The organism is Mesorhizobium sp. M0047, assembly GCF_040323315.1.
Taxonomy (GTDB): Bacteria; Pseudomonadota; Alphaproteobacteria; order Rhizobiales; family Rhizobiaceae; genus Mesorhizobium.
In genome coordinates, this window is record NZ_JAMYUW010000002.1 from 157,560 (window position 1) to 172,873 (window position 15,314).

Below are 15,314 nucleotides of genomic sequence, written 5' to 3' on the forward strand. Positions count from 1 at the left end.
ACCGGTTTCGCGGATCGGAGCCTTCCCCACCGGAGCAGGGAAGGCGTTTTCTTGTGTTGCGCTTACTTGGCGTCGTCGATGGCCTTGACCAGTTCGGTCACGGCCTCGTCCGAGGTCTTGATCTGACCATGGACGAACTTGGAGACGACATCCTTATAAGCATTGGCGACCGCTGGAGGCGCGCCATAGCCCTGGGCCAGCGAACCGAACAGCGTGCCGCCTTCGTTGGCTGCCTTCAGGTCGGCGATGCCCTTCTTGCCGCAAGCGTCGAAGTCGGTGTCCGGAACGTCGGTACGAGCCGGAACCGAACCCTTGACGACGTTGAAGGCCGACTGGAAGCTCTTCGACAGGGTAGCGGTGGCCAATGCGATCTGGGCGGCCTTGCGGTCGTCCGGAACGTTGAACATGCCGAACATGTCGGAGTTGTAGATCACCGAGCCGTCGGTGCCCGGGAAGCGGTAGCACAGGAAGTCCGTGCCCGGGGTCTTGTTGGCGGCGTGGAACTCACCCTTGGCCCAGTCGCCCATGACCTGCACGAGGGCATCGCCCTTGATGACCATGGCGGTGGCAAGGTTCCAGTCGCGGCCCGAGAAGTTCGGGTCGACATAGGTGACGAGCTTGGCGAGATTGTCGAACGATTTCTTCATCGTGTCGGACTTGAGCGAAGCGTCGTCGAGATCGTTGAAGGCCTTCTTGTAGAACTCAGGTCCGCCGGTCGACAGCACGACCGAGTCGAACATGGTGGCTTCCTGCCAGTTCTGGCCGCCGAGAGCGAGCGGGATCACGCCTGCTGCCTTGGCCTTGTCAAGCAGGGCAACGAAGTCGTCGAAGGTCTTCGGCTCGGTGCCGCCGATCTTGTCCATGACGGCCTTGTTGATCCACAGCCAGTTGACCGAGTGGACATTGACCGGAGCCGCGACCCATTTGCCTTCGTAGACCGAGAACTTCTGCAGGGCTGCCGGAACGGACTTGTCCCAGCCTTCCTTCTTCGCCGTCTCGGTCAGATCGCCCATGACGCCGGCCGCCGCATAATCGAGCACGGTGTAGCCGAGCATCTGCGAGGCAGTCGGGTAATTGCCGGCCGCGACCATCGCCTTCAGCGCGGTCATGGCAGCGTCGCCGCCACCACCGGCCACCGGCACGTCTTTCCAGGCATAGCCTTCCTTGGCCAGGTCGCCCTTGAGGACGTTGAGAGCAGCCGCTTCGCCGCCCGACGTCCACCAATGCAGCATCTGGACTTCCTTGACGTCCGCGGCATGGGCCGCGAAAGCCAGACCCGATGCGAGAGCCGTTCCGATAAGCAGTTTGCGCAACATGTACTTCCTCCCTTGTTTCATTACACGACCGGTGGAGGCCCACCGGGTTCTTCTCAACTCAGCCGACCCACCATCCGGTGCGTTGGCCGCGATGAAACTGGATTGTCTTTTCCTCGGTATAGTCCTCGACGGCGCGTTTGCCGAGTTCGCGTCCGAGACCGGACTGCTTGTAGCCTCCGAAAGGCAGCTCGGGATAACCTTCCATGAATGTGTTCACCCAGACGGTCCCCGAACGCACCCCACGCGCTATCGACATGCAAGTGTCGATGCTGGCGCTCCACACGCCCGCCGACAAACCATAGGGCGTGTCGTTGGCGATGTGCAACGCCTTTTCAATCGATCCAAAAGTCAGCACCGAGAGCACCGGGCCGAACACTTCCTCGCGCGCAATCGCCATATCCTCGGTGACGCCGCGGATGATGGTGGGATCGAGGTATTGGCCGGCATTGGAGGCCAGCTGATTGCCGCCGCTGTAGACGCTGCTGCCTTCGGCCGCGGCTGCTGCCACGTAACCGGCGACCTTGGCCAAATGGTCGGATGAAATCATCGCGCCGACCTTGGTCTTGTCATCGAGCGGATCGCCGACCGTCACCCTAGCGGTGAGCGCCTTGACGGCGTCGAGAAAATCGTCGGCGATCGCCTCGTGCACGATCAGCCGGCTGCCGGCATTGCAGCATTCGCCGGCATTGAAGAAGCCGCCGAACACCGCCGCGTCGGCGGCCGCCTTGAGGTCGGCGTCGGGGAAAACGATCTGGCCGTTCTTGCCACCGAGTTCCATCGAGACTTTCTTCAGCGACTGCGCGGCCGAGGTCATCGTCATCCTGCCGACGCGGGTCGAACCGGTGAACGACACCATCTCGACCAGCGGATGGCTGACCATCGGGGCGCCGACATCGGCGCCGAGTCCTGCGAGGATGTTGACGACGCCGGCAGGAAGGCCGGCCTGCATCAGGATGTCGCCGAGCACGAAGGTGGAAGCCGAGGTCATTTCGCTCGGCTTGACCACCGCCGTACAGCCGGCGGCGAGCGCGAAGGGCAGTTTCTGGCTGACGATCAGGAAGGGGAAATTCCACGGCGTGATGATCGAGACGACACCGATCGGCTCGCGCAACACGACACCCAGCATGGCATCGCCGAGATTGGCGTAGGATTCGCCATGCAGCGTGCGGGCGAGCGAGGCGGCGTAGCGCCAGATGTCGACGGCGCCGCCGATCTCGCCGCGCGCCTGAGCAATCGGCTTGCCGGATTCCAGCGCGTCGAGCCGGGCGATGTCTTCGAGCCGCGCCTCGATCAAGTCGGCCGCCTTGAGCAGAATCGCGGCACGTTCAGCAGCCTTCATGCGCGGCCATGGGCCCGTTTCGAAAGCTTTGTGCGCAGCCTGCACAGCGGCTTCCACTTCGGCCTCGCCGGCCCGCGCATAGTGCGAGACGGTGAAGCCGTGGCCGGGGCTCTGGCGCGCAATCGTGCGGCCGTCGCGGGCATCGACATGCTTGCCGTCGATCAGCAGCTTGTACGCCTTTGGCGCCGTGGACGCCTCGACCGGCATGGAAATCTTGAGAGGTGCGTTCATGTGTTTCCTCTAGGATCTCGAAAAGGCCGGTTTGTGCTTGGCCTTGAAAGCGCCGACACCGGCCTTGAGATCGCCGGACATCGCGATGAAGCCGCTGGCCAGTGCTTCGGTAGCGGCCGCACTTTCCTCGCCTTCGGCGACAGCGATCATCAGCTTGGCGGCCTCCGTCGCCAGCGGCCCGCGCTCGGCGATCTTTTCGGCCCAGGTCCTGGCTTCGCCGTGGGCATTGCCGGTCTCGACCACCCGGTCGACCACACCCAGAGCCAGCGCTTCGGGCGCGAGCAAGATCTCGCCGCCCAGCGCCATGCGACGCACTGTCTGTGCACCGAAACGGCGCACCGCGCGCTGCGTGCCGGACCAGCCGGGCACCACGCCGATCGAGGTTTCCGGGAAGCCCAATTTCACCTGTGTTTCCGCGACGCGGAAATCACAGGCCACAGCCAGTTCCAGGCCGCCGCCCAGCGCATGGCCGGACAGGACGGCGATGGTCGGCTGCCGCAGCCGCGCCAGCCGGTCGAACACCCGGTGGCCGTAGCGCACCCAATGCACCTGGAAATCGGCCGCGCTCATCTGTGCCCACGCCTCGACATCGCCTCCGGCGCAAAAGCCCTTGCCCTCGCCGGAAAGCAGCACGACACGCACGCCTTCCGCCAACTCAGCCGCGTCGAGCGCCGCCTCCAGCGCGCGCAGCATCGGGATGTCGAGCGCGTTGAATTTCTCCGGCCGGCGCAACGTGACGGTGCCGATGGCGCCATCCTGCTCGAAGGTGACGAGACGTTCAGCCACGCGCGCCTCCGAGCGAGGCGCCGCCATTCAGCGACAGGCCTATCGGCTGGTCCAGGTAGAGCGCCTCTGGTGTCGTCTTGAGGTCCTTGGCAACGCCCAACGGAATTTCCGACTGCGCCAGCACATCGCGCTGCAGGTCGATGCCCGGGGCGAGTTCGGTGACGACCAGGCCCTCCGGCGTCAGCTTCATCACGCAGCGCTCGGTGACGTAGGTGATGTCCTGCCCTTGCGCGACCGCGCGCTTGCCCGAGAACGAGACATGCTCGACCTCTGCGACGACCTTCTTGACCTTGCCCTCCTGGTCGATGCGGATGCCGCCATCGGCCAATGAGAGCTTGGCGCCAGCGTTGAAAAACCCGGAGAAGACGATCTTCTTCGCCCGCGCGGTGATATCGACAAAGCCGCCGGCACCGGCGGTGACATGCGGCCGCGCCGAAAGCTTCGAGACATTGACTGAGCCATGGCGGTCGATCTGCAGGAAGGACAGCAGTGACGCATCGAAGCCGCCGGCCTGGAAATAGATGAACTGGTGCGGCGAGGGCATGAAGGCGTCGGCATTCGACGAGCAGCCGAACTTGAAATCGAGCAGCGGTACGCCGCCGACCGCGCCCTGTTCGATGACCCAGGTGACCTTGCCATGCTGGCCTTCCTCGAGAAGGATACGCGGCACATTGGCGGAAATGCCGAAGCCGATGTTGACGGCCATGCCGTCGCGCAATTCCATGGCGACGCGGCGCGCGATCACCTTCTGGATATTCATCTCCGCGTTGCGGAAACTCGACAGCGGCCGGAAGATCTCGCCCGAGATTGCCGGATCGTAAGGCGTCAGCGTCGTCTGCAACTGGTCGGGCGCGACGACGATATGGTCGACCAGCACGCCGGGCACGCGTACGTCATGCGGCTTCAGCGTGCCGTTCTCGACGACGCGCTTGACCTGCGCGATGACGATGCCGCCATTGTTGCGGGCAGCAAGCGCCTGCTCCAGCCCGCCGAGATAGGCGCCCTCATGCTCGTAGGTGAGGTTGCCGCGCTCGTCCGCCGTGGTGGCGCGGATGATCGAGACATCCGGCACGATGGAGCGGAAATAGAGCCATTCCTCGCCGTCGAACTGCTGCACGGAAACGATCGGCTCGCTGGCGGCGGCGTTCATGGCGCAGCCTTGGTGGCGGGGATCGGCGAAGGTGTCGAGACCGACCTTGGTCAGCACGCCCGGCCGCTTGGCGGCAGCCTCGCGGTGCATATCGAACAGGATGCCGGACGGCACGTTGTAGGCGGCGACCGAATTGTCGCCGATCATCTTCCAGATCTGCGGCGGTTCGGAAGAGGAGGGGCCGGACGGATAGGAACCGCACAAAGTCCGCTTCAGCAGGCCGGGCTTGGCCAGATGGTCGATACCCCTGACGCCATACATGTCGCCCGCGGCGATCGGATGCAGCGTGGTGATGTTCTTCGGATGGCCTTCCCCATCGAAGCGCTCGCCGATCGCGGCCAGCACGGCGTCAGGGCAGCCGAGGCCGCTCGACGAGGACACCGACACGACCATGCCGTCCTTGATAAGGCCGGCGGCTTCAGTTGCGGAAACGACCTTGCTCAATTCATGCTCCCGAGTTTCGGGTCGATCTTGACGGCCTTGCCGGAACTTGCCGATTGCAGCGCTGCTTCGGCAGCGGTCAGCGACCAGATGCCGTCCTCTCCGGTTGCGGCAGGCCGGCCCTCGCCACGGATCGCGGTGTGGAACTGGCGCACGGAGCGCGCATAAAGATCCTCGCGGTCGAAGCTCAATTCCTCTTCGCCTGCTGCCGTGCGCAGCAGCACCGAGCCGATCGGCTTCTGAGTCATCACGTTGCTGGCGATCAGCGACCCTTCCGAGCCGTGCACCTCGAAGCCGGTGCCGGCGAATTTGGTGGTGAAGCCCTCATGCGACTGCGCAATGACGCCCGATTTGAAGCGCCAGATGCACATGGCGCCATCCTCCAGCCCGCTGCCGGCCATGCCGGCCGACTGCGTGAAGCAGGAAACCTCGACCGGATCGTCGCCGAGCACGAAGCGCAGCGTGTCGGCATCATGCACGGTGATGTCGAGCACCACGCCGCCGCCCGCTTCGGGTTTGGTGATGCGCCAGCCCTGCAGATTCTCAGGCAGATGGACGGAATGGAAGACGCGCGCGGCAATCGGCTTGCCGATGCGGCCGGCGGCGATCGCCTCGCGCATGGTGCGGTGCGCGCCGGCGTTGCGCAGATGATGGTTGGTGCCGAGCACGACGCCGGCGGCCTTGGCGGCGGCAACCATCTTGCGGGCGTCGCTGCTGCTTAGCGCCAGCGGCTTTTCGCACAGCACGTGCTTTCCCGCCCTGACGGCGGCGAGCGCCTGCTCGAGGTGCAATTCATTGGTGGTCGAGATGTAGACGGCGTCGATATCGGCGCCGAGGAGGCCATCGAGCGTCGAAACGGCAAGCGGAATGTTGTTTTCCCCGGCATAGGCCATCGCGCGCTCGGGGCTGGCACTCATCACCGCCGCGATCTCGCCATCGCCTTGCGCGCGGATGGCGTTGATCATGAACTGTCTGGCGATCGTGCTGGCACCGATCAAGCCCCATTTGACGCTCATGCCGCGCCCCCCGAACCCGCGGGCCTGTTTCGGGTGCGGCGATCCGGGCCGCAGCTTTCCCTGACCACGAGATTGACCGCGCCGATATGGTCCTCGGCCCGCGTGGTGCGCGACTGGATCATTTTCAGCATGACATGCGCGGCACGTTCGCCCAGGCCCGCCGAGTCCACCGCGACGCTGGTCAGAGCCGGCATATGATGCTCGGCCTCGGCCACGTCGTCGAAGCCGACGATGGCGAAATCAGCGCCCGGCTCAAGCCCACGCTTGCGCAGCGCCAGCATCGCGCCAAAGGCGACGGCGTCATTAAAGCAGAGTGCCGCGGTCGGCGGTTCAGCCATCGCGAGAGCGGTCTCCAGGCACGCGATACCACCTCTGCGGCTGGTCTCGCCTTCGACGACAAGTGCGTCCCGGGCGGCGATCCCCTGCGTCTCACAGGCTTCGCGAAATCCGCCAAGCCGCTCATGATAGACCACCAGATCGGACGAGCCGCCGAAGAAGACCAGCCGGCGATGTCCCTTGCCGATCAGATGAGCGGTGGCGAGATAGGCGCCGCGATGATTGTCCGGCGCGATCACGGGGATGCGGCTTTCCGGCAGCCGGCGCATGGCGAAGACCACAGGCAGGCCCGCCGTTTCGATCCGCCGAAAGGCGCCCGGCGTCGTGCCGCGGGCCGGCGACACGATGAGACCGGCGACACCTTGCTCCATCAGCGATTTCAGCACTTCCTCCTGGCGCACCGGATTTTCAGCCGTGTTGGCGATGAATGGCACGATCCCGGCCGACTGGAAGACGCGTTCCATGCCGACCGCCAGTTCTGCGAAGAAAGGATTGGTGAGATCGTTGATGACCATGCCGATGACGTTGGAGTGAGCCTTGCGCAGGTTGGCGGCGCCGCGGTTGTAAACGTAACCGACATCGTCGATCGCCTTGCGAACTTTGCTTGCTGTCTCAGGCCGGATCAGCCCGCTACCCTGGAGCACGAGCGATACCGTCGATTTGGACACGCCTGCTTCACGGGCGATGTCGAATATCGTCGCCTTGGCCCGGCTGGCCATTCAGATGCATCCTCCCAATTTTATGATCACGTTTTATTGGAACGTTCTAATCATCGGTTGGATCTTGAGTCAACCCCAGATCTTTTCCCGGTCGGGAACGATCGATCGTACGTACTCCAATGTCATATTGTATAAGGCTTTTATCTGTTGCAATGCAGCATTTGCCTGTGAATGAACTCTGAATCCTAAAGGTTCTTGATTTATTGGAACGTTCCATTTATAGGCGCGGGAAAGGGAGAGATCGATGGACATTTCCTTGCCTGGCGAGGATGGCCGCAGTGCCCGCTACGCGCTTGCCGGCCAGCCGATGCAGCCGGTGATCGGCGCGCGGTTTACGCGCATCGCCTATGCCGCCGCACACGTCGTTGCCGATCCGCTTGCGATGACCGATCCGTGGTCCAGGCCGGTGGTCGACTGGGACAGGACGATGGCGTTCCGGCACCACCTGTGGCGGCTAGGCTTTCGCATCGCCGAGGCGATGGACACGTCGCAGCGTGGCATGGGTTTCGACTGGACAAACGCGCAGGAATTGATCCGCCGCTCGATCGCCGAGGCGCGTACCGTCGATGGCGCCGACCTGGCCTCGGGCGCTGGCACCGACCATCTGGCGCCGGCCGCTGCCAGAACGCTCGACGATGTCATCACCGCTTATGAGGAGCAGTTCGGTTTTATCGAAGGGCTGGGCGGCAAGGCGATCATGATGGCCAGCCGGGCGCTCGCGGCGACAGCCAAGGGCCCGGCTGACTATGTGCATGTTTACGACCGCATCCTCGGCCAGGCCTCCGGCAAGGTCATCCTGCATTGGCTGGGCGACATGTTCGATCCGGCGCTCAAGGGCTATTGGGGCAGCAGCGATTTCGAGGCCGCGCTCGACACCGTCGTCGCCATCATCGACCGCCACGCCGGCAAGGTGGACGGGATAAAAATCTCGCTGCTCGATGCCGGCAAGGAGGTCGCGCTCAGAAACCGCCTGCCGGACGGCGTCGTGATGTTCACCGGTGACGACTTCAACTACCCCGAACTGATCGCCGGCGACGAGCAAAGGCATTCGCATGCGCTGCTCGGCATTTTCGACGCCATCGCGCCGGTCGCCAATGCCGCATTGGCGAAACTGGCGGAGGGGAATCGCGCCGGCTATGACGCATTGATGGCGCCGACCGTGCCGCTATCGCGAAAAATCTTCGAGGCGCCGACCGAATATTACAAGGCCGGCATCGTCTTCATGGCCTGGCTGAACGGCCATCAGGACCATTTTGCGATGGTCGGCGGCATGCAATCGGCGCGCAGCATCCGTCACTATGCCGATATTTTCCGCCTTGCCGACCAGGCTGGGTTGCTGGCCGATCCGGACCTGGCGGTTGCCAGGATGAGGAGCCTCTGCGCCGTTGCGGGCGTCTGAGCTGGGACTGTCCCCTCGCGGAACCAATGTCCTGGCTTCTAACCCGGATATCATCTCACGCATGCCCGCTCTGGTCAGTGCCTGGACGGGCGCATTGCGCTCAAGCTCGCCAATGTCTGGATTGGATGGTGGGCGTGACAGGGATTGAACCTGTGACCCCTGCAATGTCAATGCAGTGCTCTCCCGCTGAGCTACACGCCCATCCGAAGTCGCGCATACACCATTTTTGATCCAGCGCGTCAATAGCAGGAAAAAGGAAAGAAGGCGTCGTCTCGCCGCAGTGGCGAAGAGGTGCGGCGCCTCGCTTGGAAAGCGGCTCAGGCCGCCTGAAGCATCTTCTCGACCTCGTTGACGAGATCGCGCAGATGGAATGGCTTCGACAACACCTTAGCGTCTTTCGGTGCCTTGGAATCAGGGTTCAGCGCAACGGCGGCGAAACCGGTGATGAACATGACTTTCAAATCAGGATCGATCTCGGTGGCCCGCCGCGCCAGCTCGATGCCATCCATCTCTGGCATGACGATGTCGGTCAACAGCAGCGAGAACGGCTCCTCGCGCAGCCGCTCATAGGCGCTGGCGCCATTGTCGAAATCGCTGACTTGGTAACCGGCGCGCTCCAGCGCCTTGACGAGGAACCGACGCATATCGTCGTCGTCTTCCGCCAGAAGAATGCGTGCCATGATGTCCCGTCCGAATCACCCGCCCGAGATTGCCGTTGGGCAAGCCCGTTAACCATCCTGTATATGAGGAGGTGAGGGTAAACATCAAGTGAACGCGGACGGCGATGATCCATATTTGCCCGGCGGCTCGACCCCTGAAATGCTGGACACGCGGCCAGCAAGGTGGCACTTTCACATCATGATGCACTGGTGTTGTCGGGTTCGTTCAAATTGAAGACGGCAGCCGAGGATTTTTCGGTCTTTCCGCCCTTCGAAATCCGGTCGGGCGCCGAGCAGCGCGTCCCCTTCCTCTTCAACTCACCGCATAGCGGCCGCTACTATCCCGAACGCTTCCTGGCCATGGCAAGACTGGATCGCAACGCCATCCGCCGGTCGGAGGACTGTTACGTCGATGAGTTGTTCGGCGGCGCCGTCGCGCTCGGCGCACCGATGCTGGCGGCGAATTTTCCGCGCGCCTATCTCGACGTCAACCGCGAGCCTTGGGAACTCGATCCGCGCATGTTCGCCGAGCCGGTGCCGTCCTTCTGCAACATCCGCTCGGCGCGGGTGGCCGGCGGACTTGGCACGGTGCCGAAACTGGTCGGCGAGGGGCTCGACATCTATCCCGGCCGCTTGCCTCTGGCCGAGGCGGTCGCCCGCATCGAGGCCGTCTACAAGCCTTATCATGAGACGCTGAAGCGGCTTTTGACCAGGACCCATGCGCGTTTCGGCTTTGCCGTGCTGATCGATTGTCATTCGATGCCGGCGAGCATTCGTGTCGGCGACAACGGCTTGCGGCCCGACTTCATCATCGGCGATCGTTTCGGCATCTCGGCCACCACGGCCTTGACCGAGGCCGCGATCGGCCTGCTCACCGCCATGGGCTATGCGGTCGCTCACAACAAACCCTATGCTGGCGGCTTCATCACCGAGCACTACGGTCGCCCGGCGCGCCATCTGCATGCGCTGCAGATCGAGGTCAATCGCGGGCTCTACATGAACGAGCGGACATTCGAGAAGGCCGCTGGCTTCGACGCGCTGGCCGACGATTTGACGCGATTTTCAGCTGACCTGATGTCGATGCCCGACCATCATTTCGTCGACCTGCCGCTGGCTGCGGAGTGAAGTTCGCCTTGTTGGTGCATGTCGTTGGCCCAAAACCGCTGCGCACCTCGGGTCAGGCCCGTGGGCACGCTTTTGGGCGACATGCCTTGGAAATCCCGGCGTAAAAAAAGACCGCATCGTTTGCACGATACGGTCGAAGTCTAGGGAGGAAACGCCCAAGGAGGGCATGGACAGGATAAGCTGTCCGAGAACAAGGGTATTGTGCGCTGCACAAATGTCAAGCGACCTTCAGGCTTTTTTAATTCACTGTGATGTGGAAATTGCGTTTCGAAGATGCTTGTGTGACATCCGGGCAACAGATGTCGTCGCGGAAAAATCATCGAACACCCTTGTTTTGGGACAAAATTGTCGGCAGAGCACGGCTCGGGCATGCCGCAATGCGGGAGAATCAGTTGGACATCAGCATCGATTTCATGCGCCGCATAGCGCAGGCGGCGGCGGCGGAGACCTTGCCGCGCTTTCGCAGCCAAGGCGCTGTCGCCAACAAGGAAATGGGCAGTTTCGACCCGGTCACCGAGGCCGATCGCGAGGCCGAGCGCGCTATCCGGACGCTGATATCGGCGCAATATCCCGACCATGGCATTCTCGGCGAGGAGCACGGCAGCGAGAACATTTCGAGCCGGCATGTCTGGGTGATCGACCCGATCGATGGCACGCGCGCCTTCATTTCCGGCCTGCCGGTATGGGGGACGCTGGTCGGGTTCACCGTCGACGGAGACGCCGTTGCCGGCATGATGTCTCAACCCTTCACCGGTGAACTGTTCTACGCCAACGCCTCGGGTTCTCACTATGAGGGTCCAGGTGGCTCGCGAAAACTGACAACCCGCAAGACGACGAAGCTGGCCGAGGCGACGCTGTTCACAACCACGCCGGCACTGTTCAAAGGCGAGGCGCGCAATCGCTACGACCAGTTCGAAAAGCAGATCCAACTCGCTCGCTACGGCGCCGATTGCTACGCCTTTGCCATGATAGCCTCAGGAAGCGTCGACATCGTCGCCGATCCCGGCTTGAAGCCTTACGACATCGTCGCGCTGATCCCGATCATCGAGAAGGCAGGCGGCGTCGTCACCACATTCGACGGCGGGCCGGCGGAACAGGGTGGCGATGTGCTGGCAGCGGCGACGCCGGAGCTCCATGCCGCGGCCATGGCCGCCTTACGCGGCTGACCGCTTCACGCTTTTCTCGAAATTGCCTCAGCGCGACCTGAACCAGTGATCGGCGCTTCAGGCAGTCGGGTCGTCGCTGCCGGGAATGAAGGCATCGAAGGCGGCGAGCAACTGCTCACGGTAGATGTCGGCTTCCTGCAGGATTTCGTGACGGGAACCGTCGATCATCAGCAGCGAACCGAGCCGCAGACGCCTGGCGTAGGCTTCCACGGCCTTGGTCGAGACGACCTGGTCGGCGCCGGCTGCGATTATCAGCAGTGGAATCTGGATCCGAGCCATGAAGTCGGGGTCGCTGACGGCTTCAGAGGCTTTCGCGGCTGCCCGCAGCCAACGGATCGTGGGTCCACCAAGTGCCAGTTGCGGGTACTCTTCGTAGATCCGCGTGTTGCGCCGATAGCGCACCGGGTCGCTCGTCAGCTTGTTGGTCTCGAACGGGGCCGTCACCTTCGGCCGCGGGCCCCAGGCGGCATAGAGCCGGCCGAGGCCGACAGCGCAGAATAACGAACAGACGCGGCGAACCGTCGATATCGAGACCGGCAGGTCGGGCAGCGTCAGGAATGGCGCGATCAGCACCATGCGCCGCACGCGGTTCATCATTGACCGTGCGGCAAGCAGCGTGATCAACGCCCCTGCCGAATGCGCCAGGATGTAGTACGGCCCTCGGCAATCGGGCAGCACGATCTCCTCGAAAAACTGTTCGAGGTCCGCGGTATAGTCGCGGAAGCGCTTGACATAGCCGCGCTGGCGATCGCGGATCAGCCGGTCGGAACCGCCCTGGCCGCGCCAGTCGAGGGTGGCGACGCCAAAGCCGCGATCGGCGAGGTCGCGGATGGTTTCGAAATATTTCTCGATGCACTCGTTGCGGCCAGACAGCAGGACCACGGTGCCCTTGATCGGGCGGGCGACCGCGCCGAACAGGCCGTAGCGGATCTTCTTGCCGTCGCGCGTGGTGAAGAAGCCGGCAGAGGCGTTTTCCGGCCGCGGATTGCCCTCAATTTCGTGAAAAAGGCGGTTGTCGTTGAAAAGATCCGTCATTCGGCGCTTCGTGCTTGGCGTCTCGCATGCCTGCCTGTGCCGGCCGGCTCTGCTAAGGTGATAGACGCCCATGCGCCAAAAGCAAAGCAATTCACGGCAACGGAGGCTGTAACGGGGAAGGCCGGAAGCCGCTTGAAAGCATGCTTCCGGCCCCTGTCGATCCGGGAGGAAGGGACGTTGACACCCGGTCGGCCTCGTCGCGGTGCCTGTCGGCGCCGCCAGTCCTTGATCCTGGAATGCACTTTAGCGCCGGCTGTCTGAACGCGCGCCGAAGCGCCGGTTCATCTGCCGTTCATCAAGGCATCAGCCACACGGTTTTTTGCCGCCGGATGTAATCTTGAAATGCATTCGATTGCTCCCCAAATGTCTGATGCGGCCGCCAATGTTGGGGTCGCTGGTCCAGCCGAAATGCCGCTCAAGGGTTTCGCACCGGCCAAACGCAAACCATGTTGCTCAACAGGAGAACACCTCATGCGTCACGTTGATTTTTCCCCGCTTTATCGTTCGACCGTCGGCTTCGACCGTCTCTTCACCATGCTCGATTCGCTTGCGCAGCCGGATGGCGCGCAGACCTATCCACCCTATAACATCGAGCGCACCGGCGAGGATTCCTATCGTATCTCGATGGCGGTTGCCGGCTTCTCGGACGAGGAAATCTCGATCGAAGCCCATCGGAATGTGTTGACCGTGAAGGGTGAGCGCAAGGACGAGGGCACCGGCGAAGGGTCCGAACTGCTCTATCGCGGTATCGCCTCGAGGGCTTTCGAGCGCCGCTTCCAGCTTGCCGATCACGTCGAAGTCGTCGGCGCCGCGCTGAAGAACGGCCTGCTCTTCGTCGACCTCAAGCGCAACATTCCCGAGGAACTGAAGCCCCGCAAGATCGCGATCACCTCGGCTCCGGCCAAGGCCAAGCAGATCGAGGCCAAGACCGCCAATTAAACCTGCAGCCTCCCAAGGCAAAGGCGGCGCCGAAAGGCGTCGCCTTTTTTTATATCAGTTCGCTCGACGAGAGGCCGGAACTGCGTAGTCGTTGACTTGAGGGTGATCGCGCTCGCCGGATGGGGCGACCAAAGGATTTCGCGGGAAACGAGCGCAATTGCTACTTTAGCGTTATCTAAATAAGTAATCCCTTTTTAACCAAGTTCGAACATATTTAGCTCGGCCAGTCCACAGGCCCCGGAGCCTCCAACGCCCGTTTCACCTTCTTTCCGGAACCATCGAAAAAGGACTCTCGACGAATGTGGCGAAGAAAATCGGTAGCGTGCCTGGCGATCCTGGCGCTTCTCGGCGCCGAGGCACGCGCGACGACGACGACATTAAACATGACCGTGCAGATGACAATCACCGCATCCTGCACCATTGGCAGCGCATCGACGCTGAACTTCGGCTCATCGGGCATCATTGCAGCCAATGTCGACCAGACATCGACGGTTCAGGTTCAATGCACGAATACGACCCCCTATAATATTGGTTTGGACGCCGGCACTGGATCGGGCGCGACGGTTGCCGCGCGCAAGATGACCAATGGCGCCGCCACTGTCACCTATTCTCTTTACAGCGACAGCGGCAGAACGACCGTCTGGGGAAACACAATAGGAAGCAATACGGTCTCTTCGACGGGTACCGGATCTTCACAAAGCTTTACCGTGTATGGACGCGTGCCAGCGCAATCGACGCCTGCGCCAGCCCTTTACACAGATACGGTGACGGTCACCGTCACTTACTAGGTCGGCCGCATCGACGGTCGACATCTGGGGGTTGCAAATGAATTTGGCAAGGCTGACTTTGGCTTTGATGGGAGCATTGTTGTTCCGCGGTGCGGTGGCGCACGCGGAATCGCTTCAAGTGCAGCCTGCTCTCGTCGATGTCGTCGCTCCCGGCTCGGCGTCGACGATCATGCTGCGCAATGACGGGCAGACGCCAAGCAACGTGCAGATTCGTGTTTTTCGCTGGTTGCAAGCTGATGGCCAGGAGAGCCTGCTGCCCACGCAAGATGTGGTCGCCTCACCTCCGGGCGCTACGCTTCAGCCGGGTGCCGACTATGTCGTTCGCATCGTGCGCGTGGCCAAGCGGCCGATTGCCTCTGAGGAGGCCTATCGCCTCCTTGTCGACGAGCTTCCGGACGCCAGCCGGGCCAAGACCGGCACGGTTAGATTGTTGGTTCGCCACTCGATCCCGGTCTTCTTCAGCTCGCCGGAAAGAACGCCGCCGGCCGTGGACTGGACCGTATCGAAGCAGGACGGCAGGCTGATCGTGTCGGCCCACAACAAAGGCGGTACACGCTTGCGTGTCTCCGCACTCTCGCTCAGCGACGCGGGCGGACACAAGATCTCGTTCGGGGGAGGGCTCGTCGGCTATGCGCTCGGTCAGTCGACCATGCGATGGACGGCGCCGGCTGGCGGGCGCAAATTCGCCGCGAAGGGATCGATCTCGATCGCCGGTCAGGGAAATGATGGCGCGATCGAGGCCATAGCGCCGGTTGTCGCCGCGCCGTGAATCCGGCTTGCTTGCTGGCCATGTCGATTCTGATCGCTGCACTGACGCAGTCCAATCAGGCAGCCGGAGCGGTCCAGCAGCTTCAACTCGAAGTCTTCAT

14 protein-coding genes and 1 tRNA gene are annotated in these 15,314 nt (G+C 62.7%); 6 read left to right on the forward strand and 9 right to left on the reverse strand.

The annotated features are described in order from the left end of the window. Positions 1 to 62: 62 nt before the first annotated feature. The 6 genes from NKJ89_RS02555 to NKJ89_RS02580 are packed head-to-tail and all read right to left on the reverse strand — an operon-like array spanning position 63 to position 7,334. Entirely contained in the window at positions 63 to 1,316 is a 1,254-nt protein-coding gene (locus NKJ89_RS02555) for an ABC transporter substrate-binding protein (protein WP_031260305.1), read from the reverse strand. Positions 1,317 to 1,374: 58 nt separating this feature from the next. Next, positions 1,375 to 2,886, reverse strand: a complete 1,512-nt coding sequence (locus tag NKJ89_RS02560; protein ID WP_352599605.1) for an aldehyde dehydrogenase family protein — start codon at positions 2,884 to 2,886, stop codon at positions 1,375 to 1,377. 9 nt (positions 2,887 to 2,895) lie between these two features. Next, entirely contained in the window at positions 2,896 to 3,672 is a 777-nt protein-coding gene (locus NKJ89_RS02565) for an enoyl-CoA hydratase/isomerase family protein (protein WP_352599607.1), read from the reverse strand. Next, positions 3,665 to 5,266 (reverse strand): acyl CoA:acetate/3-ketoacid CoA transferase, encoded by a 1,602-nt coding sequence (locus NKJ89_RS02570; RefSeq protein ID WP_352599609.1) that lies wholly within the window; start codon positions 5,264 to 5,266, stop codon positions 3,665 to 3,667. The genes NKJ89_RS02565 and NKJ89_RS02570 overlap by 8 nt, the downstream gene beginning before the upstream one ends. Next, on the reverse strand, positions 5,263 to 6,279 hold the full coding sequence (locus NKJ89_RS02575) for a Gfo/Idh/MocA family protein (protein ID WP_352599611.1): 1,017 nt from the start codon (positions 6,277 to 6,279) through the stop codon (positions 5,263 to 5,265). Before NKJ89_RS02575 ends, NKJ89_RS02570 begins: the two co-directional genes overlap by 4 nt. Beyond that, entirely contained in the window at positions 6,276 to 7,334 is a 1,059-nt protein-coding gene (locus tag NKJ89_RS02580) for a LacI family DNA-binding transcriptional regulator (RefSeq protein WP_352485531.1), read from the reverse strand. Before NKJ89_RS02580 ends, NKJ89_RS02575 begins: the two co-directional genes overlap by 4 nt. A gap of 244 nt (positions 7,335 to 7,578) precedes the next feature. On the opposite strand from NKJ89_RS02580, the gene NKJ89_RS02585 reads away from it, so the two are divergent. Next, positions 7,579 to 8,733, forward strand: coding sequence for a dihydrodipicolinate synthase family protein (locus NKJ89_RS02585; protein WP_352599613.1), 1,155 nt, complete (start codon positions 7,579 to 7,581; stop codon positions 8,731 to 8,733). Between the two features lie 126 nt (positions 8,734 to 8,859). Here the strand turns inward: NKJ89_RS02585 and NKJ89_RS02590 are convergent. Both NKJ89_RS02590 and cpdR read right to left on the reverse strand, forming a co-directional pair. Further along, positions 8,860 to 8,934: transfer RNA gene (locus NKJ89_RS02590), tRNA-Val, on the reverse strand. A gap of 116 nt (positions 8,935 to 9,050) precedes the next feature. Next, positions 9,051 to 9,413: a cell cycle two-component system response regulator CpdR gene (gene cpdR, locus NKJ89_RS02595; RefSeq protein WP_006199474.1), complete on the reverse strand. Its 363-nt coding sequence runs from the start codon at positions 9,411 to 9,413 to the stop codon at positions 9,051 to 9,053. Positions 9,414 to 9,575: 162 nt separating this feature from the next. On the opposite strand from cpdR, the gene NKJ89_RS02600 reads away from it, so the two are divergent. Continuing rightward, a complete protein-coding gene (locus NKJ89_RS02600) occupies positions 9,576 to 10,517 on the forward strand; it encodes an N-formylglutamate amidohydrolase (protein WP_352599615.1) in 942 nt (313 codons plus the stop codon). Between the two features lie 392 nt (positions 10,518 to 10,909). Continuing rightward, a complete protein-coding gene (gene hisN / locus NKJ89_RS02605; RefSeq protein WP_023759724.1) occupies positions 10,910 to 11,683 on the forward strand; it encodes a histidinol-phosphatase in 774 nt (257 codons plus the stop codon). Positions 11,684 to 11,740: 57 nt separating this feature from the next. On the opposite strand, the gene NKJ89_RS02610 is transcribed toward hisN, so the two are convergent. Continuing rightward, positions 11,741 to 12,718 carry an alpha/beta fold hydrolase gene (locus tag NKJ89_RS02610; protein WP_023759725.1) on the reverse strand — a complete coding sequence of 326 codons (978 nt, stop codon included), beginning with the start codon at positions 12,716 to 12,718 and terminating at the stop codon, positions 11,741 to 11,743. A gap of 471 nt (positions 12,719 to 13,189) precedes the next feature. Between NKJ89_RS02610 and NKJ89_RS02615 the strand changes: the two genes are divergently transcribed. The 3 genes from NKJ89_RS02615 (at position 13,190) to NKJ89_RS02625 (ending at position 15,214) form a co-directional block, all read left to right on the forward strand. Next, positions 13,190 to 13,657 (forward strand): Hsp20 family protein, encoded by a 468-nt coding sequence (locus NKJ89_RS02615; protein ID WP_023759726.1) that lies wholly within the window; start codon positions 13,190 to 13,192, stop codon positions 13,655 to 13,657. A 299-nt stretch (positions 13,658 to 13,956) separates the two neighbouring features. Continuing rightward, positions 13,957 to 14,445 carry a Csu type fimbrial protein gene (locus NKJ89_RS02620; protein ID WP_352599617.1) on the forward strand — a complete coding sequence of 163 codons (489 nt, stop codon included), beginning with the start codon at positions 13,957 to 13,959 and terminating at the stop codon, positions 14,443 to 14,445. A 67-nt stretch (positions 14,446 to 14,512) separates the two neighbouring features. Next, the gene (locus NKJ89_RS02625) at positions 14,513 to 15,214 is read left to right on the forward strand and encodes a fimbrial biogenesis chaperone (RefSeq protein ID WP_352599829.1); all 702 of its coding nucleotides are present in this window, start codon (positions 14,513 to 14,515) and stop codon (positions 15,212 to 15,214) included. The last annotated feature ends 100 nt before the right edge of the window (positions 15,215 to 15,314 follow it).